Source organism: Aurantimonas manganoxydans SI85-9A1 (assembly GCF_000153465.1).
Lineage (GTDB): Bacteria > Pseudomonadota > Alphaproteobacteria > Rhizobiales > Rhizobiaceae > Aurantimonas > Aurantimonas manganoxydans.
Window position 1 is genome coordinate 629,159 of record NZ_CH672387.1, and the last position, 23,998, is coordinate 653,156.

Below are 23,998 nucleotides of genomic sequence, written 5' to 3' on the forward strand. Positions count from 1 at the left end.
CTGGGAGGAATGACATGCTGAACAGACGAATCTTCACAGCGCTCTTGGCCGGGGCGATGGCGGCAACACCGTTGGCCATGGCGGGCACAGCGTCCGCACAGGACATGACGAAGGTCACCTTCGTCCAGCCCAGCCCCTCCGCCATCAACTCGTTCAACGTGTTCGTGGCCATCGGCGAAGGGTATTTCGCGGAGGAAGGTCTCGACGTCTCGGTCGAGGCGATCAACGGCTCCGGCGCCGTCCTGCAGGCCCTGTCCTCGGGCCAGGCACAGTTCGGCCGGCCGGGTCCCGGACCTGTCCTCGCCGCCCGCAGCCGCGATGTCGACGTGGTGTTCATCTACAATTTCGCCGCCCGCTCCAATTTCGGCATCGTCGTGCCGGAAGCCAGCGAGATCCAGGCGCCGGAAGAGCTCAAGGGCAAGGTCGTCGGTACCGGCACGGCGGATGGGGCCGAGGTCGGATTTGCCCGCAACGTCTTGTCGGGCTCGGGCCTGGAGGAAGGCACCGACTACACCTTCCTGACCGTCGGTGACGGCGGCCCTGCCGTCGCGGCCTTTTCGCAGGATGCCATCGCCGCCTATTCGTCCTCGACCGCGGATGCCGCGATCCTGAACCAGCGCGGGCAGGCGGTGCGCGACATCACCCCGCCGGAATACGCCCGCTTCTTCGGCAACGGCTTCGCCACCACCGGCGAGCTGATCCGCAACGACCCGGAACTGGTCGAGAAGTTCGTGCGGGCGATCCACAAGGGTCATGTCTTCGCGCTGGATGATGCCAATCGCGACAAGGTGCTGGAGCACATGGCGACCGGCAATCCGCAGGAGAGCGAGGATCGCGACTTCGCCGCGGCCCTGTTCGATGCGGTGCGCAGCAAGACCGTCCCGGTCGACCAGTCCAAGGGCCTCGGTTACCAGCCGCCCGAAGTCTGGGAAGAATGGCAGGAGGTCCAGGTCACCGGTGGTGAAATGGCCGAGCCGCTGGCCGAACTGACCGAAGCGTACACCAATGACTTCACGATGAAGGTCAACGGGAGCGCACAGTAATGCAGGCTGCCGCAACCCTGATCGAGCCGACGGAGAGCCGTAGCGAACTCGTCTATCAGCTCCGAAACGTGGGCAAGACCTACGCCCGCAATGCGATCACGGCACTGGAAGGGGTCAATCTGACCCTGACCCGGGGCAGTTTCTCGGCCGTGATCGGGTCCAGTGGTTGCGGCAAGTCGACCTTGCTGAAGATCATGTCGGGACTGATCCCGCCATCCATGGGGCGGGTGGTTCTCCAGGACCGCCCCGTGACCGGCCCGCGCCGCGACATCGGCATGATGTTCCAGCAGGCGACCTTGTTTCCCTGGCGCACCACGCTGCAGAACATCGTGCTGCCGATCGAGATCCGCGATGGACGGGCGGCCGCCAAGGCCGCGCAGGAGCCGGCCCGCGAACTTCTCGAACTGGTCGGCCTGAAGGGCTTCGAGAATTCCTATCCCGGCGATCTGTCCGGCGGCATGGCGCAGCGCGCCTCGATCTGCCGGATGCTGATCACCGAGCCCGCCGTCTTGCTGCTCGACGAGCCATTCAGCGCGCTGGACGAACTGACCCGCGACTTCATGAACATGGAGCTGCAGCGCATCTGCATGTCACGCAACGCGACCGCCTTCCTGGTCACCCACTCGATCCAGGAAGCGGTGATCCTGTCGGACGTGGTCTATGTGATGAAGCCGCGCCCCGGCCGGATTGCCGAAGTGGTCGAGATCGACCTGCCCCGTCCCCGCACGCTCGACATGATGACGACGCCGAAATTCGGCGAGATCGTCGAACATATCCGGAGCCGTCTGGACAAGGAGGCATTCATATGACGGGTCTCGAACGGATCGCCGATCGGGCGCCGACGGCGGAGGACGATACCGTCTGGACGGTCCATGTCGGCTGGCTGGACAGCGTGCCGCGCAGCATCCAGATGCTGTTCGTGTTCGGCGTCTTCGTGCTGGCCTGGGACCTCATCACCCGTTTTGGCCTCGTCAGCCCGATCATCCTGCCGACGCCTGGCGAGACGCTGGCCGACATGATCTTCGTCGGCGAGAATATCCTGACCGGCGGCTACATGCTGCCGGCGCTCTGGATCACGCTGAAGGAGGTGTTCTATGGCTTCCTCCTCGCCATCGCGATCGGCTTCAGCCTCGGCGTGATCGTCGGCGAGACGGCCTTCGGGGAGCGGGCAATCATGCCCTATCTCGTGGCCATCGACACCATGCCCAAGGTCGCCTTCGCGCCGCTCTTCGTCGCCTGGCTCGGCTTCGACATCGACAGCAAGGTGGCCCTGGGCGCCTTCATCGCGACCTTCCCCATCGTGGTGGGAACAGCTGCCGGGCTGCATGCTGCCGACACCAACAGCCGCAACCTGTTCAAGACGATGGGTGCCACACGCTGGCAGGCGCTGACCAAGATGAAGCTGCCGATGGCGCTGCCGCAGATCTTCACCGGCCTGAAGATCGGCTCGGTCGGCGTCATGGCAGGGGCGATCACCGCCGAGTTTCTCGGCGGTGGCAAGGGGTTCGGCGAGCTGATCCGCATCGCGGCCAGCCAGTTGAACACGCCGCGGGTGTTCTCGCTGATCTTCTACCTGTCCTTCGTGGGGCTCGGGCTCTTCGCCTTCGTGACCTGGGTCCAGCGCCGCTTCGTGTTCTGGCACAAGGAACGGGTCTCGGCCCTGACGGAGGGCTAGGGCGTGGCCGGGGCGCCTGTTCCGGGGGCGGCGCTGGCGGAGTTCGCCGCCCGCGCCTTCACCAGCCTCAAGGTTCCCGAAGGGGATGCTCGGGCGGTGGCCGAACTGATGGTCGAGGCGGACCGTCTCGGCTACGACACCCATGGCCTGTTTCGCCTGCGCCAATATGTGAACCGCCTGCGGGACGGCGGCTGCAACCCGGCGGCCAACCCGCATGTCCTGCGCGAGACGGTCGCCACGGCGCTGATCGATGGCGATAACGGCCTCGGCCAACTGGCGATGGCGCAGGCCTGTGACCTCGCGATCATCAAGGCGCGACAGGCGGGGATCGGCTGGGTGGGCGTGCGCGGCGGTAACCATGCCGGGCCCGCCGCCCTCTATGTGCGACCCCAGGCCAGGGCCGGGATGATCGGCATCTGCGCCGCCGTCGGCAGCGCCAACCACGTTGCGCCCTATGGCGGCACCGACCTGCTTCTCGGCACCAACCCCATCGCCTTCGCCGCGCCGGGCGGGGCGGATCCCTTCGTTCTCGACATGGCGACCACCGTCGCCGCGATGGGCAAGATCAAGACCCTTGCCCAGAAGGGCGAGCCGATGCCCGAGGGCTGGATGGTCGGCCGCGACGGCAAGCCCCTGACCGACCCGAACCGCAAGGACGAGGGGTTCCTCCTGCCGATCGGCGGGCCCAAGGGCTACGGTCTCGCCATGGTCATCGGGCTCCTGGCGGGCGTCCTGAACGGTGCCGCATTCGGGTCCGACGTGGTGGATTTCACCAAGGACACCGAGAGCCCCACCAATACGGGCCAGTTCGTCGCCGCCATCGACATTGCGGCCTTCGGCGATCTTGGCGACTTCACTGCGACAGCGAACCGCGTCTTCGCCGAGATGCGCGCCTCTACGCCGCTGCCGGGCTATCCGGCCGTCCGCGTGCCGGGCGACGGACGCGAGGCGGCGCGCACGCAGCGCGTCGCCGATGGCATCGCCCTGCACCCGGCGCTGCGGGCCGAGCTCGACCGCATCGCGCAGGATCTAGGCATCGCCGCGCTCTGAGGACGGTTGCTTCGACGCCTTTACCCAGCCTTCCCACTGCTGCACCGACTGCCAATCGATCGACACGCCGTCCGCACGGCGCGCGATCCGGTGCAATATGTCGCGGATCGTTTTGCCCTCCCGCCCGTTCGATGGTGCGGATTTTCAAAGGGCGGGACATGCATCATTCGACGACGAGCCAGGATCGCAGGAGCGGAAACAAACGGGTTTTCCCGCTGCATCCCATCGGGGTCGTCGCCGCCATGATTGCAAGGCGGGTCTCGGACGACCGGCGCCCGCTGATCTACATCGCCGAGACCGGCCGACGCCGGCACGACATCTTCGCCCTGGCCAGCATTCTGGCAGGTCCCGGCACGGTCTGCGAACTCGACGCGCCGGACGGGTTTCCCGGCGATGGTTTGCCGGTGACGGTGGCGACCGCCGGCAACAGGATGGCGATGCTGCGCTGGCTTCTCGACGAGGAGAAGCGTCCCTCCGTCCTGATCACCACCCCGGCGGCGCTGATCCGCAAGGTCCCGCCGAAATCGGTCTGGGAGGGGCTGCACTCGGAAATCCGGGTCGGCGAGACGCTCGACCAGACGGCGCTGCAGGCAAAGCTGCAGCATCTCGGCTACTGGCTCGACGACCGGGTCGACGAGCCGGGCGAGGCGGCGTTTCGCGGCAAGGTGCTGGAAATTTTCCCTGCCGCGGCGCCGCGGCCGTGCCGGATCGAGCATGAGGACGGGGTGGTGACCGCGATCCGCTCCTATGATCCGGTCAGCCAACGCTCGGTGAGCGAAACCGACTGCCTCATCGTCGATCCGGCGAGCGAGATCGTCGGGGCGGACGATGGCGCCACGGGGCGGCAGGAGATCGATGGCGAAACGCTTCAGACCGGCGCGCCCGACAGCGAACGGTTCCTCTGCCGCCAATACGAACGGCCCGAGACGGTCTTCGACTATCTGCAGGATGCGGACATGGTGCTGGAGACCGGCGCCGAGATCCGCGCCGACGAGGTCTTCGATGCCCTGCAGCGGATCGATGCGGACGATCCGCACCGTCACGCCGTCCTGGCCGACCACCTGGACCGCGAGACGTGGGACACACTCGTCGCGGAGCGGGTGACGGCGCTCGTCGACGACGTGGAGGCGGATTATTCCGTGCCGGTCTTTGCGACGGAGCGCCAGCCCTACAAGGCGCTGGCTTCCTTTGTGGAGCCGCTGCGTGATGAGGGCTATCGCATCGTTCTGGCGGGTCCCGACGGCCGCGTCATGCGATCGGCAGCCCGCAAGGCCGGCACGGCGCTCGACGGCGTCTTCGAGCCGGCCGCGAACTGGGATGCGATCTGCGACGCTGCGCCATCGTCGCTGCTGCTCTTCGATGCACCGATCACGCAAGGGTTCGTCGCCGCCGAAAGCGGTGTCGCCGTCATCAGCCTCCGCAACCTCGAAGGCCAGAAGGCGGCTGCCGCGGTCGCCGGCCCGTCGGACGGGTTCGCGCCGCAGGTCGATACCTTCATGACCGGCGACCGGGTCGTTCATATCGAACACGGGGTCGCGGTTCTCGACGGCCTCGTGCCGATCGATCCGAACGGCAATGGCGGCGATCCGGAAGGCGAGGCCCTGAGCCTGCGCTACCGCAATGACGAGACGCTGCTGGTGCCGATGTCCGACATCGGCGCGGTCTGGCGCTGTGGCGGTGCCTCCACCGACGTGACCCTCGACGATCTGAAGGGCCGGACGTGGCAGAAGCGCCGCGACGAGATCTTCGGGGCGATTTCGGTGACCGCCGACCGCATGGTCGAACGGCTGACGGAAAAGGCCGAGGCGAAGGCACCGAAGATCGTGCCCGACCGGGTCTCCTTCGAGCGGTTCTGTGCGCGCTTTGCCTATGAGCTCACAGCGGACCAGAACAATGCGTGCCTGGACGTGCTCGACGATCTGGCGTCCGGCCGTCCGATGGAGCGTCTGGTCTGCGGCGATGTCGGCTACGGCAAGACCGAGGTGGCGCTGCGCGCCGCGGCCGCCGCGGTCTTCTCCGGCAGACAGGTCGCGGTGATCGCGCCGACGACGGTTCTGGCCCAGCAGCATTTTCGCGAGTTTTCGGCCCGCTTCGGCGCTCAGGGCGTTGAGATCGTCCGGCTGTCGCGCCTCGTCGGCAAGGACGAGGCGGATGCCGCCAAGGCTGCCATGCAGGACGGAACCGCGAAGATCGTCGTCGGGACCCACGCCATCCTCTCAGGCGATGTGGCCTTCGACGATCTGGCGCTGGTGATCATCGACGAGGAGCAGCGCTTCGGCAGCGAACAAAAGGCCGCGATGCGCACGCTGGCCGATGGCGTCCACATCCTCACGATGACGGCGACGCCTATTCCGCGCACCCTTCAGTCCGGTTTCGTCGGGCTGAGCGATCTCAGCATCATTGCGACACCGCCCAACCGGCGCAGCCCGGTGAAGACCCGGGTCGGGCCGTTCGACGACGCCGCCGTTCGTGACGCCCTGACGGCGGAGCGCGCGCGCGGCGGGCAGAGCTTCGTCGTGTGCCCGCGCATCGAGGATCTCGAGCCGATGGCGGCGAAGCTGCAGGAACTGGTGCCGGAGCAGACGACGGTCACGCTGCATGGCAAGATGAAGCCCGACGAGGTCGAGGACGCGATGCTGGCCTTCGCCCATGGCGAGCACGACGTTCTCCTGGCGACCGCGATCGTGGAAAGCGGGCTCGATGTCGCCAATGCCAACACCATGGTCGTGTGCCATGCCGACCGCTTCGGTCTCGCCGAACTGCACCAGCTGCGCGGCCGGGTCGGCCGGGGCGCGCGCCGTGGCCACGTCCTTTTGACCACCGAAGCGGACAGGGAACTCGGCGAGCATGCCCGAAGCCGGCTCGAGGCACTGGAGGAGTTCAGCACGCTCGGTGCAGGCTTCGACATCGCCGCGCGCGACCTCGATCTGCGCGGGACGGGCGAGCTCCTGGGCGACGAGCAGGCCGGTCATGTCCAGACGATCGGCATCGGGCTCTATCGCAAGATCCTGGAACGCGCCGTCGCGCTGGCGCAGGGCCAGCCGGAGCCGGACGATGTCCGGCCGGTGATCGCCCTCGGGCTGCCGGCGACGATCCCGGCCGACTACGTTCCCGAACCGGATATGCGGATCGAGCTGGCGCTGCTGCTCGAACGCGTCTCGGACGCGGCGACCCTCGACGCATTGCGGGTGGAGATCGAGGACCGGTTCGGGCCGATGCCGGCAACGCTCCTGACCCATTTTAGGCTGGCCGAACTCAGGCTTCGCTGCCGCGCGGCCGGGGTCGCAAAGCTCGATCACGGTCCGAAGGCGACCGCCTTGGGCTTCACGCCGGCAATGTCCGCGGCGCTGCAGGATGCCGGCATCGAAGACCGGCTCGACGATGCCAAATGGTCGAAGAACCGGCTGATCTTTCCTGCGCCCGAGGACGACGAAGCCGACCCGCTGGCACACGCGAACGAACTGCTGGATCGCCTGGCAGCGGTGGTGCCGGCGGCGGAGGGATCGGACGAAGCGTAAGCCGGGCCGGGATTTCTCACCGCCGGCGATATTCAGGGGAGCATACGATCTGATACTGTCTGCCGCCGCCGTTTGCTGTAATCGTTGCGGCCTGCGTCGGCGAATGACGGATTGCCCGAATGAACACCGCTCCTGCCATGTCCCTGAAGCCCCGGACCTACACGGGCGTTCTGGTCGTTCTGGGTGTCGCGCATCTCCTCAACGACTTGATGCAGTCGCTGATCCCGGCCATCTACCCGATCATCCAGCGCAGCTACGGGCTCGATTTCTGGCAGATCGGCATGATCACGCTGACCTTCCAGATCGCCGGCTCGCTGCTGCAGCCGCTGGTCGGTTTCTATACCGACCGGCGCCCGGCGCCCTATTCTCCGGTCATGGGGATGATGTTCACCCTGTCGGGCCTGCTGGGGCTAGCCTTCGCGACGAGCTACGAAGCCATCCTCTTCGCCGTGGCGCTGATCGGCATCGGCTCCTCGATCTTCCATCCGGAAGCCACGCGCATGGCGCGCTATGCGGCCGGCGGCCGGCAGGGGCTGGCGCAGGGCATCTTCCAGGTCGGCGGGCAGGCGGGCGGCGCGCTCGGCCCGGTCTTCGCCGCGCTGATCATCGTGCCCTTGGGGCAGCCCAGCCTTGCCTGGTTCACCGCCGCGGCGCTGGCGGCGATGCTGCTGCTGACCTGGATCGGCCGGCAACAGGCGGCGATCAGCCGGCATTTCTCCGAACTGCGGGCATCGCTGGCCGGCCAGCATGCCGATCTGCCGCGACACGGCACGGCGACCATCGCCATCGGCCTGACGGTGCTGACGCTGCTGATGTTTTCCAAGAACGCCTATGCCGAGAGTTTCCGGTCGTTCTACACCTTCTACCTGATCGAGCGCTTCGGCCTGTCGATCCCGCAGTCGCAGATGATGCTGTTCATCTTCCTGATCTCGGCAGCCGCGGGCGCGCTGATCGGCGGGATCGTCGGCGATCGTATCGGCCGCTACCGGATCATCTGGATCTCGGTGCTCGGGCCGCTGCCGCTCACCCTGCTGTTGCCCTATGCCGATCTGTTCTGGACGGGCGTCCTGACGATCGCGATCAACCTCGTGATGGCCAGCGCCTTCGCCTCGATCCTGATCTACGCCATGGAGTTGCTGCCCAACCGGATCGGCCTCATCGGCGGCCTGTTCTACGGGCTGAACTTCGGCCTGGGCGGCATCGCCGCGGCGATCCTCGGCGGCCTTGCCGACAGCTACGGCATCGAGACCGTCTACCGCATCTGCTCGTTTCTGCCGCTGGCCGGGCTTCTGGCCTGGTTCCTGCCGCGGCTCGACACCGACCGGTATCGACCCGCCGGCTGACGACTGGCTCCCGCCGCATCAGCGGCGTCACGTCCGCCGGGAACTTGGCGACTTGAGGACGCCTGGCGCTGCCGCCATTGGCTGGGCAGCCCCCACCACGGCACCCAGGGTTCGGCATGGTGTTCGTGGTGGTAGCCGAAATGGAAGCATGACAGCAGTGAGGCGATGTAGCCGAACTCGTTCGAGCGCGCATTGTGCGCGTCGACGAAGTCGTCTTCTTCGTGCCGGTGCGGCCTGAATGTGCCGAAATAGAAGAGCTGCAGCGACGAGAGCAGGGACGGAAGCCCGTAGAACAGGACGACGTTGAGCACCGGCGCGCCGAGCACCAGGATGTAGACGGTGACCACCGTGCACACGAACAGGATCGAGCGCCGACCGAAATAGCGCAGGAAGAAGGCGCGGAACCAGGGCCAGAAGCGGTCGGGCTCGTCGACGAAGAAATCCGGATCGTCGGCCGTGCCCGGCGCGTCGTGATGGGCCATGTGCGCGCCCCGGACCCGGCGCCAGGCGAAGCCGGCATAGATCGTCAGGATGAAGGCGCCGATGCGGGCGTTCAAGCGCGGCCAGCCGGGAGCGAGCGAGCCGTGCATGGCATCGTGCGCGACGATGAAGAGCCCGACGGTCAACCAGCATTGCACGGCGATGAGGACGGGCACGACGGGCAGCGTGCGCCACCCGACATCGAGGAAGAACACCGCGCCGACATGGATGGCGATCCATGCGGAGATCACGCAGCCCGCCAGCGTCAGGCCGATCGCCGCCTGGAACGGCCGCAGCACCGGTTTACGTGTGCACGCGGAGAAGGGGGCCTGTCCGGCCGGGATGGCGACGTCGTTCATCGGGGCGAAGCTAGACATCCGGACGCCCAGGAAAAGCGGAGTGCGGCGTTTCGCCCACGCTGCAAGACGCAGACCGGGACGCGCCTCCCAGCCGATCACGGGAGGTGCAAGGCGGCCAGCACCCGATATCCGGAGAATGACGCGTCGGTGATCGCAACGCTGTCGCATCGGGCGTGACCATTGCGCCAAGCCTCCCATATCCAGGCAGGCATGAAACTCGCCTATCCGAATGCCAGAGACAGTTCGCTCGATGCGCTCGCCACCACGGGATCCGGAGGTGCGGGCCGGCCGTCGCTCGCGCTCTGCGTGCTCTTGTGCCTGGGCGCGAACGCCCTCGCGGCGCTGTCCCTCTGGATGTTCGGGCGTCCGGTGGTGCCGGCGCAGGAGCCTCTGCGCCTCTGGTCATCGAGTTTCGAACTGGTGGCGAATTCCCAGCATCTGACCGACCCCTATTCGTTCATGCATCTCCTGTTCGGGGCGGGTCTCTATGTCTTCGTCGACGGGCTGAAGCCCGGATGGCCGGCGCGCTCCAAGCTGGTGGTCGTCGTTCTGGGAAGCGTTGTCTGGGAGATCGTCGAGAACACGCCGCCGGTGGTCCGGCTGTTCAACGAAACGAGCCAGCCGGGGGCCTATGCCGGCGACAGCATCGTCAATTCGCTGAGCGACACCGCCTGCGTGGCCCTGGGCTTCTTCATCGCCCGGCTGCTGGGCTGGCGCGCCACGCTGCTTGCGGCCGTCGTGGTCGAGATCGCGCTGGTCGTGTCGATCCACGACGGTCTGGTGCTCGGCACGCTGCGAGTTCTGGGCGTAGTCTGAGCCGTTCGCGCCAGCGCCCTTGCGCGGTTTTTACGCGTCCGGCCGGTGCTTGGCAGCGCGGTACCTCCTCGCCATATTGACAGCATGGGCGCGCGCCAGAGCGCGAGCCCGCAACCTGCAGAGCCGCCATGTTGTTCGAGATTTTCCTCTACGCCCTGATCGTGATCGCCACCGTGGCCGCGATGGAAGCGTTTGCCTGGGCGATGCATAAATTCGTCATGCACGGGCGCAGCGGATGGGGCTGGCACAAATCCCATCACGAGGAGACTGAAGGCTTCTTCGAGAAGAACGACCTCTACGCCGTCGTCTTCAGCCTCATGGCCGTCGCCCTGTTCTTCGTCGGACAGGCGCTTTCGCCCGTTCTCCTTGCGATCGCCTGGGGCATCACGCTCTACGGGCTTCTCTATTTCGTGGCGCATGATGGGTTGGTCCACCAGCGCTGGCCGTTCCGCTACGTGCCGCATCGCGGCTACGCCAAGCGCCTCGTGCAGGCGCACCGGCTTCACCACGCGGTGGAGGGGCGCGACCATTGCGTCTCCTTCGGGTTTCTCTACGCCCCGCCGATCGACAAGCTGAAGGCGGAGCTGCGCGCCTCGGGCGTGCTGGATCGCGAGCGGATCGACCGCTCGGTGACGGCGCAGGGCTCGGCCCATGCGCCCGTCCGCAACTAGGCACCCGACCATGCCGGACCGCGAGACGCGCGGGGCTGCCATCGGCAGTCGGCGATGTGCCCGGCACCGGTCCGTGGTGTCGTAATGACGCGGAACGGCAAAGCCGCCACGGCATCGGGAAAGACGTATCCGACGACGCCGGACGGACGCTATTTCGTCGTGCGGGGCCGGCTCTGGCGAACGAGCGACCCGTCGCTCGATCCCAAATGGCGCCAGAATCTCGTCAACGAGCTGATGTCCGCCCGCCGTGCGGTCCGGGACGCCGGGGACGATGCCGCACTGAAGGCAGAGGCACGGCAACGCGTGGACGCGGCAAAGACGAGCCTGGGCGAGCGGGGGCCGGTCTGGTGGACGGACGGCGCGCCCGACCTCAATCGGCGGATGGTGGCGGGGACCGTCTATGCCGAATGGTATCAGAGCCTTGTCGACGGGTAGCGAAGCCGGGTGCAGTTGCCGTCTTGGCTGGCGCAACGGCGGGTCTGTCGAGGCGAGACCCGCCGCGTGGCGGGATGATCGACGCCATGGATGAGGCGCCGCTGATCCTGACACTGCGCTTCGATACGGCGAGCTTTGCGCGTTTCGACCGTGAGCGACGGCAGCATTTTCCGCCGGAGCGCAATCTGATCCCGGCGCATCTCACCCTGTTCCATCATCTGCCGGGCGGGCGGTACCGGGAGGTTTGCGACGTGCTCGCGGCGCGGGCGGCGGAGCAACCGGGCTTTCCGATGCCCGTGACCTCGCTGCGGTTCCTGGGGCAGGGCACGGCCTATGCCATCGACAGCCCCACCCTGGCCGCGCTCCGGCAGGATCTCGCCCGGCTCTGGTCCGGGCATCTGACGCGGCAAGACGCGCAGGGCTTTCGCCCGCACGTGACCATCCAGAACAAGGTCCGGGCTGCCGAAGCCAAGGCACTTCATGCAGCGATGGCGGCAGCGTTCGTGCCGTTCGAGGCGACGGCCACCGGCCTGCTGCTGTGGCATTATCGGGGAGGGCCGTGGGAGGCCGCCGGGGAGTTTGCCTTTACCGGCTGACCGCGAACCGGCGCTGCGTTCCAGAGCGTCACCGTCGCCTCGCAGGCGTTCCGGCCGAGGCCGATGCCAGCCGTAAGGCCGACGGACGATGCCGTTTCAAACGATACCATCTTGCGGTTGCGCCAAGCCGCGCCGTCGCGGCGGCCAACTCATCGCCGATGGACGTATTGCCGTTCGGGGTTTCCCAAGGCAGACTGGTTCGCAAATCGGAAGAGAGCCGGTCAACGGCCAGTCGAGTGAACCGGGAGGACCGAGATGAACTATTCGACGACCAGGACGGTACTTGCGGCTGCAACTGCCTTGGCGGCATTCGCCTGGCAGGCGCCGGCCCACGCCCAGACAACCCTGACGATTGGTACCGTCAACAACAGCGACATGGTCCGCATGCAGGGGCTGTCGTCGGAATTCGAGGCGGCCAATCCCGATATCAAGCTCGACTGGGTGACGCTGGAGGAGAACATCCTGCGCCAGCGCGTGACGACCGACATCGCCACCAATGGTGGCCAGTTCGACGTCATGACCATCGGCACCTACGAGGTCCCGATCTGGGCCAAGCAGGACTGGCTGAAGCCGCTGGACGGTCTCGGCGAAGCCTATGACGAGGGCGACCTCATCCCGGCGATCAAGAATGCCCTCTCGGTGGACGGCACGCTCTACGCCGCACCATTCTATGCCGAGAGCGTCCTGACGCTCTACCGCAAGGATCTGTTCGAGGAGGCCGGGCTGGAAATGCCCGAACAGCCGACCTGGGACTTCATCGCCGAAGCCGCCGAGAAGGTCACCGACAAGGAGGCCGGCGTCTATGGCCTGTGCCTGCGCGGCAAGCCGGGCTGGGGCGAGAACATGGCCTTCCTCGGCAACATGGCCCGCGAGTTCGGCGCGAACTATTTCGACGCCGACTGGCAGCCGCAGTTCGAAAGCGAGGGCTGGAAGAAGGCGGTCACCCTCTATGTCGACCTGATGACCAAATACGGTCCTCCGGGGGCCGCCTCCAATGGCTTCAACGAGAACCTCTCTTTGTTCGGCCAGGGCAAGTGCGGCATGTGGATGGACGCCTCGGTCGCGGCATCGTTCGTGACCGATCCCAAGCAGAGCCAGGTACCCGATCAGGTCGGCTTCGCACCGGCGCCCTGCGGCATCGAGAGCTGCCCGAACAACGGTTACAACTGGCTGTGGGCTTGGTCGCTGGCCATCCCGGCGTCGTCGGAAAAGGCCGAGGCCGCGCAGAGCTTCATCAGTTGGGCGACGTCCAAGGAGTATCTCGCCCTCGTCGCCGAGAAGGAGGGCTGGGCCAACGTGCCTCCCGGCACCCGTACCTCGCTCTACGAGAACCCGGAATATACCGAGGCCGCGCCCTTCGCCGAGGCTACCTTGACGGCGATCAACAATGCCGATCCGTCGATGGGTGGCGGCAAGCCCTATGTCGGCCTGCAGTTTGCCGCGATCCCCGAGTTCCAGGGCATCGGCACCGCGGTCGGCCAGCAGATGGCGGCGGCCCTGTCGGGCTCGGCCACGGTCGACCAGGCGCTGTCTCAGGCGCAGGCAATCGCGGTCCGCGAGATGACCCGCGGCGGCTACATCAAGAACTGATCCCGGGCGCAACGCCCCAACGGGTCACGAACAGGCACGGGCGGTCATGAAACGAGCCGCCCTGCCGGACCGGACGTCCGGGGGGAGGACGACGAGAAGGCCGCCCGACGCGGCTCGCGGATCGTCTCCCTGAGGCCATTTCCCCCAGATGTCCGATGCCCCCGATCCGTCCGGCGTTCGCGCCTGACGGCGAAGGGCCCGAGATGCCCTGCGAAGCGGTCCGCGCCCCCGGCGACCCTTCGGTCTTGAGCTCCACGCCGCGGGGGCGGCAGAACGGGTAGTGTCATGGCCACCTTGCACACCAAAGCCGCGGCCCGCGCGATGATGGCGCCGGCGGTGATCGTCCTCCTGATCTGGATGATCGTGCCGCTGGCGATGACGCTGTACTTCTCGACGCTGAACTACACGCTCTACAATCCGCTCTCCCATCCCTTCGTCGGCTTCGAGAACTACAGCTACTTCCTCACCGATCCGACCTTTCTCGCCGCCCTCGGCAACACGCTGGTGCTGGTTCTTGGCGTTCTCGCCATCACGGTGGGCGGCGGCATTCTGGTCGCCCTGCTGCTCGATCACGACGTCTACGGCGTGAACTTCGTCCGGCTTCTGGTGATCGCACCGTTCTTCGTCATGCCGACCGTGGCGGCGCTGGTCTGGAAGAACATGATGATGAACCCCGTATACGGGGTGATCGGCCAGTTCCTGACAGGCCTCGGCTTCACGCCGATCGACTGGATGACCGATGTGCCGCTTCTGTCGATCATCATCATCGTGGCGTGGCAGTGGCTGCCCTTCGCCACGCTGATCCTCCTGACCGCCCTGCAGTCCCTGTCGACCGACCAGAAGGAGGCGGCCGAGATGGACGGCGCGGGGGCGCTGTCGATCTTCGTCTACATCACCCTGCCGCATATGAGCCGGGCGATCACCGTGGTGATCCTCATCCAGACGATCTTCCTCCTGTCGATCTATGCCGAGATCCTGGTGACGACGCAGGGCGGGCCGGGATCGCAATCGACCAACATCACCTATCTCGTGGCGCAGCAGGCGACCTCCTACGGCGATATCGGCGCGGCCTCGGCCGGCGGCATCGTGGCGGTGATCCTTGCCAATATCGTCGCCATCTTCCTGGTCCGCCTGATCGGCAAGAACCTCGACGCCTGAGGAGGGCTGCAAGATGTCACGTCGCATGACCACCGGCCGCAAGATCACGATGACGGCCCTCGCATGGTTCGTCGGATTGGTGATCTTCTTCCCGATCCTCTGGACCTTCCTGACCTCGTTCAAGACCGAACTGCAGGCGATCTCGGTCCCGGCGGTCTTCGTCGGCTTCGAATGGACGCTGGAAAACTACCGGACCATCCAGACCCAGTCGAACTACCTCCACTACATGATGAACTCGGTCTATCTGTCGCTGGGTTCGACGGCGCTGGGGCTGGTCTTCGCCATTCCCGCGGCCTGGGCGATGGCCTTCTCGCCGACCAAGCGGACCAAGGACGTCCTTCTGTGGATGCTGTCCACCAAGATGCTGCCGGCCGTCGGCGTGCTGATCCCGATCTACCTGCTGTTCGTGCGCTTCGGCCTTCTGGATTCCCGGCTCGGCCTGATCGTCGTCCTGTTCCTGATCAACCTGCCGATCATCGTCTGGATGCTCTACACCTACTTCAAGGAGATTCCGGGCGAGATCCTCGAGGCAGCCCGCATGGACGGTGCCAATCTGCGCAAGGAGATCACCCAGGTGCTGGCGCCGATGGCGGTGCCGGGCATCGCGTCGACGGTGCTCCTGAACATCATCCTGTCGTGGAACGAAGCGTTCTGGACGCTGAACCTGACGACCTCGAACGCGGCGCCGCTGACCGCCTTCATCGCCTCGTTCTCCAGCCCGCAGGGCAATTTCTACGCCAAGCTCTCCGCGGCTTCGATGCTTGCCATCGCGCCAATCCTCATCGTCGGATGGTTCTCGCAAAAACAGCTTGTGCGTGGCCTCACCTTCGGCGCCGTCAAGTAAGGAGCCTCCGCCATGGGACAGATCCACCTCGAAAAGGTTCGCAAGACCTTCGGCGACGTCGTCATCATTCCCGAGCTCGACCTGAAGATCGAGGACGGTGAGTTCGTGGTGTTCGTCGGCCCGTCCGGCTGCGGCAAGTCCACCCTCCTGCGGCTGATCGCCGGGCTGGAGGATGTGACCGCCGGGCAGATCATGATCGACGGCCAGAACGCCACCGAGCTGCCGCCCGCCAGGCGCGGCCTGGCCATGGTGTTCCAGTCCTATGCGCTCTACCCGCATATGAGCGTGCGCAAGAACATCGCCTTCCCCCTGAAGATGGCCAATATGGACAAGGCCGAGATCGACCGGCGCGTGGATTATGCGGCGAAGACGCTCAATCTCGACGCCTATATCGACCGGCGGCCGGGGCAATTGTCCGGCGGCCAGCGCCAGCGCGTAGCCATCGGCCGGGCGATCGTGCGCGAGCCGGCGGCGTTCCTCTTCGACGAGCCGCTCTCCAATCTCGATGCGGCGCTGCGGGTCGGCATGCGCCTGGAGATCTCCGAACTGCACCAGCGGCTGAAGACGACGATGGTCTACGTGACCCACGACCAGGTCGAGGCGATGACCATGGCCGACAAGATCGTCGTGCTGCGCGCCGGCAAGGTCGAGCAGGTGGGCTCGCCGCTCGACCTCTACACGGCGCCGCAGAACACTTTCGTCGCCGGCTTCATCGGCTCGCCGAAGATGAATCTCGTGACGGGCGCGGAGGCGCAGCGTTACGGCGTCGAGACGATCGGCATCCGGCCCGAACACGTCACGCTGTCGACCACGGAAGGGACCTGGACGGGAACCGTGAAGGTCGCCGAACATCTGGGCTCCGACACCTTCCTGCACGTGGAATCGCCCATTCACCACGAGCCGCTGACCGTTCGCGCCGGCGGCGAGTTCCCTGTCCATCACGGCGACACGGTCTATCTGACCCCGCAGGAAGACAAGCTGCACCGCTTCGACGGCCAGGGTCTGGCCGTCCGCTAGGACGAGGGCGGGCCGGCGGGACCTCCGCCGCCCCGCAACCGTTCCTGCCCGAACAGCGTCCTGCCGTTCCAGTGCACGCCGAGCGTCTGGCAGCCGCGACGATCAGCCCGAGGAGACCTGCCATGAGCGTCCGGCTTTGCGCCGCCAATCTTCCCGACATCGCCGGCAAGGCCGCGGTGCCGAGCTACGACCGCTCGGCCTTGCGGGCCGGCATCGTGCATTTCGGCATCGGCAATTTCCATCGGTCCCATCAGGCGGTCTATCTCGACGCCCTGTTCGAGATGGGGGAGGGGCACGATTTCGCGATCCTCGGCGCGGGCGTCATGCCCTCCGACCAGGCGATGCGCGACAGACTGGCGGGGCAGGATTACCTGACCACGGTCGTCGAGCAGGACAATGCCAGCACCAGCGCCCGGGTCACCGGCGCGATGATCGACATGCTGCCGGTCGGCGACACGCCGGCGATCGTCGAGAGGCTCGCCGACCCGGCGATCCGGATCGTCTCCCTGACCGTGACCGAGGGGGGCTATTTCATCGACCCCGACGGCAAGTTCGATCCGGCTCATCAGGCGATCGTCGCGGATGCGCAGAACGCCGAGGCGCCGACGACGGTGTTCGGGCTGATCTGCGCCGGGCTGAAAGCGCGACGTGCGCGCGGTGTTGCGCCTTTCACGGTGATGTCCTGCGACAACATCCCCCACAACGGCAAGGTCTGCGCGGCCGCCGTCATCGGCATGGCGCGGCTCGTCGATGGCGGGCTGGCCGAATGGATCGCGGCGAATGTCGCCTTTCCGAACGGCATGGTGGACCGGATCACCCCGGCGACCAGCCAGCGCGAGATCGACCATTGCCGTGAAACATTGGGCATCGACGATGCCTGGCCGGTCTATTGCGAGGAATTCAAGCAATGGGTGCTGGAGGACGATTTTCCCGCCGGTCGGCCGGCTTTGGAGAAGGTCGGCGTGCAGTTCGTGCCCGACGTCACGCCCTACGAGCACATGAAGATCCGCATCCTGAATGGCGGCCATGCGATCATCGCCTATCCGGCGGGGCTGCTGGACGTGCATTTCGTCCATGAGGCGATGCAGACCGATCTCGTCGCGCGCTTCCTCGACAAGGTCGAGGCCGAGGAGATCCTGCCGATCCTGCCGCCGGTGCCCGACACCGATCTCGGCGCCTATTACGCTCTGATCAAGCGCCGGTTCGGCAATCCGAAGATCGGCGACACGATCCGCCGCCTTTGCCTCGACGGCTCGAACCGCCAGCCGAAATTCATCGTGCCGTCGGTGCTCGACAATCTGCGGGCGGGGCGCATGCCCACGGGCCTGGCGCTCGAAAGCGCGTTGTGGTGCTGCTACTGCCGGGGCGTGACCGATTCCGGCGCGGCGATCGCGCCGAACGATCCCGATTGGGATCACCTGACCGAACGCGCGCGGGCCGCTGAAACCGACCCGATGGCCTGGCTGTCGATGGATGCCGTCTATGGCGGGCTGAAGGACGAGCCTCGCTTCGCAGAGCCCTTTGCGGACTGGCTGCGCATGCTGGCGGCGAAAGGTACGGCCGACACGCTCCGGACTTATCTCGGGCAAGCGTGACGCGTTCCCGGCTTGCGGACGCGGGCGCGTCCTGCCGAGCTTCCCCATGCAGGTCGATCCGGTCGTTCCCGTAGCCGGCGGATCGCTCTTCATGCCGATTTCCGCATCCCCGGATCAAATCGGCTGGGCTGTCGGCCCGCAAGGTTTCGCAAGGATTACGGATCGCCATTGGCGGGCGCCGCGAGGCATCGCGTGATTAATCATGATCAGATTTGTCATGTTATGATCCGCCGCCGGCGATGGTTCATCTTCGACCGCGCTTGATGACGCCCCGCGCGCGGCGCGGTCGGTATAGCCGCGGGCTGCGCGCACATATTCGTATGGGTTACTCGTCTCCATCCCAATCTGGAAAGTATTGTCGCGCACGCGCACGCGCACGCGCACCGGCTCCGTAGGCACCTATCCGTCCCTCGGCTGCCCTTTCCTTTAGCCGCACAAGCAACTCGGATGAAACGTTCGACGCGGTCACCGCCTTTCTCGGGTCAGGCAACGAGGAACGCTCGGCTGAGCGATCCGCGCCTTCACCCGCCAGTTCGCAGGGTGAACCGCGCATGCGCCGACAAAGGAGACGATCATGGTTACGACAGTAGGAACAGAGACGGACATCAAGTCGCTGGTTCGCGATCTCATCATCCTCGAGCACGACGCCATCGCGGCATATGAGACCTGCATCGAGAATCTGAGCGACAAGAGCCTTGCGACGCAGGTTGCGGCCTTCCGCAAGGATCACCAGCAGCATCTCGACGTGCTGCATGAGATGGCACGCGAACTCTCCTTCGATCCGCCCACCTCGGGCGACATGAAGCAGGTCCTGACCACGGGCAAGGTCGCGCTGGCCGGTCTCATGGGCGACGCCACGATCCTCAAGGCCATGAAGACCAACGAGGACGACACTGTCGCGGCCTATCGGCGCGCCGCCGACCACGGCGATGCGGTGCCGAAGTCCAAGGCCTTCTTCGCCAGCGCGCTGGCCGACGAGGAGCGTCACCGCGCCTGGATGGACAGCACGGCGGCCAGCCTCTGACCTCCGGATATTCCGGCCGCAGCCGACCCCATTGAACCAGATTCACCGAAACTGAAGGGACAGATCATGTTTCACCATTCGTCCAAGCTCCAGTACACCGTCCGCGTCGACAAGCCCGATCCGCAGTTCGCCAAGCTCCTGCAGCAGGCGATCGGCGGCATCGAGGGCGAGATCCGCGTCGCCATGCAGTATTTCTTCCAGGCCATGGGCGCGCGCGGCGACGACCGCATCCGCAACCTCCTGATGTCGACGGCGACGGAAGAGCTGTCCCATATCGAGTTCCTCGGCCACGCCGTCGCGCTGAACCTCGAGGGCGCACCGGTGAGTGCGCAGGAAGAAGCGGCCAAGGATCCGGTGGTCCACGCCATTCTCGGCGGTGCCAATCCGCGCCATCTCCTGTCCTCGGGCCTGTCCGCCATGCCGGTAAACGCGAACGGCGTGCCCTTCGACCTCAGCCATGTCTATGCCACCGGCAACGTCGCCGCCGACATGATGGCGAATGTCACCGCCGAGGCCGGCGGCCGCGTGCTGGCGTCGCGGCTCTACAACTGGACCGAGGATGCCGGCATGAAGGACATGCTGTCCTTCCTGATCGCCCGCGACACCATGCACCAGCAGCAGTGGCTGGCCGTGCTGGAAGAGATGGGCGGCCTGACGGCATCGCTGCCGGTGCCGAACTCCACGCCGGAGAGCCACGAGGCGACCGAGCACTCCTACTACTACCTCAACACGCATCTCGACGAGGACGCCCCGCAGGGTCGCTGGGCCTCCGGTCCGTCCCTGGACGGCCGCGGCGAGTTCTCCGTCAAGGCGCAGCCGGAGCCGCTCGGCCAGAAACCGACGCTCGGCAAGGCCAAGCCGAATTCCGGCGCCCAGACCGAGCAGATCTGAGCCTGCGACATGGTCGGGCGGGACACCCCCCGCCTGACACTCCTTAATATCCGATGCGACACGCGCCGGTCTCGTCCCGCCCTTGGCGGCGGCGGGGCCGGCGTGGTCGTTGCCGCTCTGCTTCAGAGCGGCAGGCTGAACTGCGTGGGCGTTTCGTCCGACATACCCTCGCGTATGAGCGAGGAAAGCGCGACGCCGAGAAGCCGCACCCCCTTGTCGAAGGGCATGGCCGCGCCGAGCAGGGAGAGTGCGATGCGTTCGAGATCGTCGCGCGAGGCGACCGGCTGGACCGCGGAGCGGGCCCGGGTGATCTGTTGAAAATCGGCAAACTTGACCTTCAGCGTGACCGTGCGGCCGCGAATGGTGCTGGTCTCGCAATAGCGCCAGACCTTGTCGAGGATCGGCTGCAGCGCCTCGCGCATCTCGTCGAAGGCGAAGAGATCGGCGCCGAAGGTGTTTTCCGCGCCGACCGACTTGCGGATGCGATTGGCGCGCACCGGGCGTTCGTCGATGCCGCGCGAGATGGAATAGTAATAGGGGCCGGTCTTGCCGAAATGCTCCTGCAGGAAGGGGAGCGATTTGTCGTGAAGGTCGCGCCCGGTGTGAATGCCGAAGCGCTGCATCTTGGCCGCCGTTGCCGGGCCGACGCCATGGAAGCGGCCGATCGGAAGATCCTCGACGAAGCCCGGACCCATGGCCGGCGTGACGACGAAGATCCCGTCCGGCTTGCGGTAGTCGGACGCCAGCTTGGCAAGGAACTTGTTGTAGGACACGCCGGCCGAGGCGGTCAGCCCGGTCACCTCGCGGATGCGCTGGCGGATCATCTCCGCGATCTGCGTGGCGGAGGGGATGTCGTGAAGGTTCTCGGTGACGTCGAGATAGGCCTCGTCCAGCGACAGCGGCTCGATGATCGGCGTGTGCTCGGCGAAGATCGCCCGGATCTCGGCCGAGATCGCCTTGTAGACCTCGAAGCGCGGCTTGACGAAGATCAGGTCGGGGCAGCGCCGCCGCGCGGTGACCGAGGGCATGGCCGAACGCACGCCGTACACACGCGCCTCGTAGCTCGCCGCCGCCACGACCCCGCGTTCGCGCGAGCCGCCGACCGCGACGGGGCGCCCGCGCAGGGACGGATCGTCCCGCTGCTCGACCGAGGCATAGAAGGCGTCCATGTCGATATGGATGATCTTGCGCTGCCTGGCGGGCGCGACGGGCTGCACGTCCGGCGCGTCCTCCGCCGCCGGCATGTGCGTTTCCCGCACGATCGCGTTGTCTGGGGGCGCCTCGTCCATCCGCCTGCCGTCGTCACCACATCCGCCCGACATTCCGCCCTGCGTGGTCGCGCTGGCGGGCTAAGGCTCCGCGCGGCGCGCACCGGGGCGTGGCGGTTCGGCGTTTGTTCGACCTAGCAGAAACGCGCCGGACTGGCTGCAGCAAAACCGTGACATCATGTCCTGCCGTACGCCTTGCTTCCGGCGATTGGCGCCATGGCACGCCGCACCTAGATAGCGCGCATGGCGGGGCAGAAGGGCAGGCGTGACGAGGCGGAGGAGTGTTGGCTGTGCGGCCGGACGCTGGGCCGTCGCATCGAATGGCATCATCCGCAGCCCAAGAGCCGCGGCGGACGACAGGTCGTCCCGGTCCATCCGATCTGCCATCGCACCATCCATGCCAGCTTCACCAATGCGGAGCTCGACCGGATGACGGCGGACGGGACTCCCTCGCGCAGCATCCCCGCATTGCGCGGTTCCTCGGCTGGATCGCCGGCAAGCCGCCGGATTTCCACGCGCCGACCCGCAAGAAGATCTGACCCCGGCGACAGTGGCGGCCGTACATTCGCGTTGGAACCTTGCGCGCGCTGCATCGCTCTTGCCACGCGCCATCGCCTGCAATGGGAAAATCCGGCCTGTCATGACCCAGCCCAGCATCAGCCTTGTCGGCAACGCCCCGCATGAGCGGGACCGCTCCGCCTCGATCGACGCCAGCGAGAGCGTCATCCGCATCAACAATTGCTTCGGCCTCGGCGGGGTCAATGGCAGTCGCACGACGCATCTCTTCCTGATCAATTGCGGCGGGCAGATGCGGGAATGGCTGGACGATCCGGACTTTCTCGCACGTCCGGCGGTGGCGCAGGCCGGCGAGATCCTGCTGCCGATCCATCCGGGCAAGGACGATCTCGTCGAACCTCCGCTCGATGATGCAGAACGCTCGGCACCCGATGCCCGCAACTGGGCGCCCGAGGCCGAAGCGCGGCTGCGTGCCAACGGCCGGTCCGTGACCCGGGTCGAGGTCGACATCTTCCTGCGGGCATGCGCCGTCATCGGCTACGGGCGGCCGCTGCGCGACATGAGCGCGCCTTCCACCGGTCTTATCGCGCTCCTCTGGGCGCTCGAGACGTTCGACAACCCGATCGATGTCTACGGCTTCGGCTTCGACGGCTGGGACGGACATCGCTGGAGTCGCGAACGGGCGCTCTTCGAGACGATGCACGGCGAGGGCCGGGTGCGGCTGCATCCGCTTTCCTGACCGCGACGCATCGTCGCTTTCGCGAAGCGTCCTGCCGGTGCGGCGGCATGTTCGCGTGCTGGCTGCGTTCTCGATGCGAGATTTTCGTTTGCCGCGACCATGAATCGGCAGCCGGGCCGGGCCGCCGCGCTACCTGCCATGTCCTGTTTCCCATCGATCGAAAGCACGACATGGCAGCGTTCGACATCCATTTCGCGAGCGGCACCGGCCCGTGGTCCCTCATCCAGCGGGAGGGCCGGGCATGACCAGGCCGATTGCCTTCTTCGTGCATCACCAGGGGCGCGGGCATGCCAACCGGACGATGGCGCTGGTCGAGGCGTTTTCGCGCACGCGGCCGGTGTCGGTGCTGACGGCGGGGCCGCATCTGTTCGAGGGCTTCTCGCGCGATATCGAGCTGATCACCCTGCCGAACATGATCGGCGCCGGCGTGCCGACGGAGCGGCTCTATGCCGAGCCGACACCGCCGGCGCTGCATTGCGTGCCGTTGGGGCTGAAGGAAATGCGCGGCACGATGCGCGCCATCATCGACCATCTCGACGCGCGTGACGTCGGGCTGTTCGTCGTGGACGTCTCGTCGGAGATCGCGCTCCTGTCGCGGATCGCCTCGGTCCCGGCCGTGCAGATCCGCATGCATGGCGACCGGTCGGATACCGGCCATATCGCCAGCTACGAATCCAGCGTCGGCATGCTGGCCCCCTTCGACGAGAGTCTCGAACAGGACGATTATCCGGCGCATCTGCGCGCCAAGACCTTCTATTCGGGCGGGCTCTGCACGACCCGCGATCCGGTGTCGACGCGCGAGGCGGCGCGGCGCAAGCTGGGGCTTGATCCGACCCGCGAAACCATTGTCGTCCTCACCGGCGGGGGCGGCGCCGGCACGCCCTATGCGCCGCTCACCGTCGGCGCGCGCGCCCTCCCGGACGCCGACTGGCTGGTGCTCGGGCCGACTCTGAAGGAAGGCCACGAGACCGACTTCTCCAATCTGCGCGAACTCGGCTGGGTGTCGAACGTCACCGACTATCTCGCGGCGGCCGATATCGTCGTGGCGTCCGCGGGCGACAACACGGTCACCGAGATCGCGCGGGTCGGCCGGCCGCTCGTGATCGCCCCGGAATGGCGCTATTTCAACGAGCAGATCCGCAAGGCCGAGGCGATTGCCGCGGTGGGCGCGGCCGTCCACGCACAGCGCTGGCCGGGCGATCTTGCCGGCTGGCAGGGCCTGATGGAGGAGGCGCGGCGGCTCGATCCGGCGCGGATCGCACCGCTCTATCGCAAGGATGCTGCGCAAAGAGCGGCGACCTGGCTGGAAAGCCTGACGGACGAATTGTGGGGCGAGGGCCAGCAGCCGCTGGCCGCCACCGGCTAGAACG

The 23,998-nt window shown here is 66.5% G+C and carries 21 protein-coding genes; 19 read left to right on the plus strand and 2 right to left on the minus strand.

Annotated elements, in window-relative coordinates:
• Positions 1 to 14 precede the first annotated feature (14 nt).
• The 6 genes from SI859A1_RS03100 to SI859A1_RS03125 all read left to right on the plus strand — a co-directional run bounded on the left by SI859A1_RS03100 (position 15) and on the right by SI859A1_RS03125 (position 8,629).
• On the plus strand, positions 15 to 1,043 hold the full coding sequence (locus tag SI859A1_RS03100; RefSeq protein WP_009208406.1) for an ABC transporter substrate-binding protein: 1,029 nt from the start codon (positions 15 to 17) through the stop codon (positions 1,041 to 1,043).
• Positions 1,043 to 1,852 carry an ABC transporter ATP-binding protein gene (locus SI859A1_RS03105; RefSeq protein WP_009208407.1) on the plus strand — a complete coding sequence of 270 codons (810 nt, stop codon included), beginning with the start codon at positions 1,043 to 1,045 and terminating at the stop codon, positions 1,850 to 1,852. Before SI859A1_RS03100 ends, SI859A1_RS03105 begins: the two co-directional genes overlap by 1 nt.
• Positions 1,849 to 2,718 (plus strand): ABC transporter permease, encoded by an 870-nt coding sequence (locus SI859A1_RS03110; protein WP_040325125.1) that lies wholly within the window; start codon positions 1,849 to 1,851, stop codon positions 2,716 to 2,718. Before SI859A1_RS03105 ends, SI859A1_RS03110 begins: the two co-directional genes overlap by 4 nt.
• 3 nt (positions 2,719 to 2,721) lie before the next feature.
• Positions 2,722 to 3,768, plus strand: a complete 1,047-nt coding sequence (locus tag SI859A1_RS03115) for an Ldh family oxidoreductase (protein WP_009208408.1) — start codon at positions 2,722 to 2,724, stop codon at positions 3,766 to 3,768.
• A 242-nt stretch (positions 3,769 to 4,010) separates the two neighbouring features.
• Positions 4,011 to 7,286 (plus strand): DEAD/DEAH box helicase, encoded by a 3,276-nt coding sequence (locus SI859A1_RS03120; RefSeq protein ID WP_161600103.1) that lies wholly within the window; start codon positions 4,011 to 4,013, stop codon positions 7,284 to 7,286.
• A gap of 119 nt (positions 7,287 to 7,405) precedes the next feature.
• Complete coding sequence (locus SI859A1_RS03125; RefSeq protein ID WP_009208410.1) at positions 7,406 to 8,629, plus strand: MFS transporter; 1,224 nt, start codon at positions 7,406 to 7,408, stop codon at positions 8,627 to 8,629.
• Here the strand turns inward: SI859A1_RS03125 and SI859A1_RS03130 are convergent.
• Positions 8,539 to 9,468, minus strand: a complete 930-nt coding sequence (locus tag SI859A1_RS03130) for a fatty acid desaturase (RefSeq protein WP_148233715.1) — start codon at positions 9,466 to 9,468, stop codon at positions 8,539 to 8,541. The two genes, SI859A1_RS03125 and SI859A1_RS03130, sit on opposite strands and share 91 nt — an antisense overlap.
• 210 nt (positions 9,469 to 9,678) lie before the next feature.
• Here SI859A1_RS03130 and SI859A1_RS20135 point away from each other — a divergent pair, with 210 nt between their 5' ends.
• From SI859A1_RS20135 to SI859A1_RS03185, 11 genes are all read left to right on the plus strand, one after another.
• Positions 9,679 to 10,284 carry a DUF2585 family protein gene (locus SI859A1_RS20135; RefSeq protein WP_050767417.1) on the plus strand — a complete coding sequence of 202 codons (606 nt, stop codon included), beginning with the start codon at positions 9,679 to 9,681 and terminating at the stop codon, positions 10,282 to 10,284.
• Positions 10,285 to 10,412: 128 nt separating this feature from the next.
• Positions 10,413 to 10,955: a sterol desaturase family protein gene (locus SI859A1_RS03140; protein ID WP_009208412.1), complete on the plus strand. Its 543-nt coding sequence runs from the start codon at positions 10,413 to 10,415 to the stop codon at positions 10,953 to 10,955.
• 84 nt (positions 10,956 to 11,039) lie between these two features.
• The gene (locus SI859A1_RS03145; RefSeq protein WP_050767418.1) at positions 11,040 to 11,390 is read left to right on the plus strand and encodes a hypothetical protein; all 351 of its coding nucleotides are present in this window, start codon (positions 11,040 to 11,042) and stop codon (positions 11,388 to 11,390) included.
• 74 nt (positions 11,391 to 11,464) lie between these two features.
• Positions 11,465 to 11,986, plus strand: a complete 522-nt coding sequence (locus SI859A1_RS03150; RefSeq protein WP_009208414.1) for a 2'-5' RNA ligase family protein — start codon at positions 11,465 to 11,467, stop codon at positions 11,984 to 11,986.
• A gap of 255 nt (positions 11,987 to 12,241) precedes the next feature.
• Positions 12,242 to 13,576 carry an ABC transporter substrate-binding protein gene (locus SI859A1_RS03155; protein ID WP_009208415.1) on the plus strand — a complete coding sequence of 445 codons (1,335 nt, stop codon included), beginning with the start codon at positions 12,242 to 12,244 and terminating at the stop codon, positions 13,574 to 13,576.
• 285 nt (positions 13,577 to 13,861) lie between these two features.
• Complete coding sequence (locus SI859A1_RS03160) at positions 13,862 to 14,734, plus strand: carbohydrate ABC transporter permease (RefSeq protein ID WP_009208416.1); 873 nt, start codon at positions 13,862 to 13,864, stop codon at positions 14,732 to 14,734.
• A gap of 13 nt (positions 14,735 to 14,747) precedes the next feature.
• Positions 14,748 to 15,578, plus strand: coding sequence for a carbohydrate ABC transporter permease (locus SI859A1_RS03165; protein WP_009208417.1), 831 nt, complete (start codon positions 14,748 to 14,750; stop codon positions 15,576 to 15,578).
• Positions 15,579 to 15,590: 12 nt separating this feature from the next.
• Positions 15,591 to 16,595 (plus strand): ABC transporter ATP-binding protein, encoded by a 1,005-nt coding sequence (locus SI859A1_RS03170; protein ID WP_009208418.1) that lies wholly within the window; start codon positions 15,591 to 15,593, stop codon positions 16,593 to 16,595.
• Between the two features lie 122 nt (positions 16,596 to 16,717).
• Positions 16,718 to 18,190 (plus strand): mannitol dehydrogenase family protein, encoded by a 1,473-nt coding sequence (locus SI859A1_RS03175; RefSeq protein WP_009208419.1) that lies wholly within the window; start codon positions 16,718 to 16,720, stop codon positions 18,188 to 18,190.
• A 574-nt stretch (positions 18,191 to 18,764) separates the two neighbouring features.
• Positions 18,765 to 19,214: a DUF2383 domain-containing protein gene (locus tag SI859A1_RS03180; RefSeq protein WP_009208420.1), complete on the plus strand. Its 450-nt coding sequence runs from the start codon at positions 18,765 to 18,767 to the stop codon at positions 19,212 to 19,214.
• Between the two features lie 66 nt (positions 19,215 to 19,280).
• Positions 19,281 to 20,105, plus strand: coding sequence for a manganese catalase family protein (locus SI859A1_RS03185; RefSeq protein ID WP_009208421.1), 825 nt, complete (start codon positions 19,281 to 19,283; stop codon positions 20,103 to 20,105).
• Between the two features lie 122 nt (positions 20,106 to 20,227).
• On the opposite strand, the gene dinB is transcribed toward SI859A1_RS03185, so the two are convergent.
• Entirely contained in the window at positions 20,228 to 21,349 is a 1,122-nt protein-coding gene (gene dinB / locus SI859A1_RS03190) for a DNA polymerase IV (protein WP_040326228.1), read from the minus strand.
• A gap of 664 nt (positions 21,350 to 22,013) precedes the next feature.
• On the opposite strand from dinB, the gene SI859A1_RS03195 reads away from it, so the two are divergent.
• Together SI859A1_RS03195 and SI859A1_RS03200 are read left to right on the plus strand one after the other, a co-directional pair.
• Entirely contained in the window at positions 22,014 to 22,628 is a 615-nt protein-coding gene (locus SI859A1_RS03195; RefSeq protein ID WP_050767419.1) for a glycosyltransferase family 29 protein, read from the plus strand.
• Between the two features lie 241 nt (positions 22,629 to 22,869).
• Positions 22,870 to 23,994, plus strand: a complete 1,125-nt coding sequence (locus SI859A1_RS03200; RefSeq protein WP_040325129.1) for a glycosyltransferase — start codon at positions 22,870 to 22,872, stop codon at positions 23,992 to 23,994.
• Positions 23,995 to 23,998: the final 4 nt, after the last annotated feature.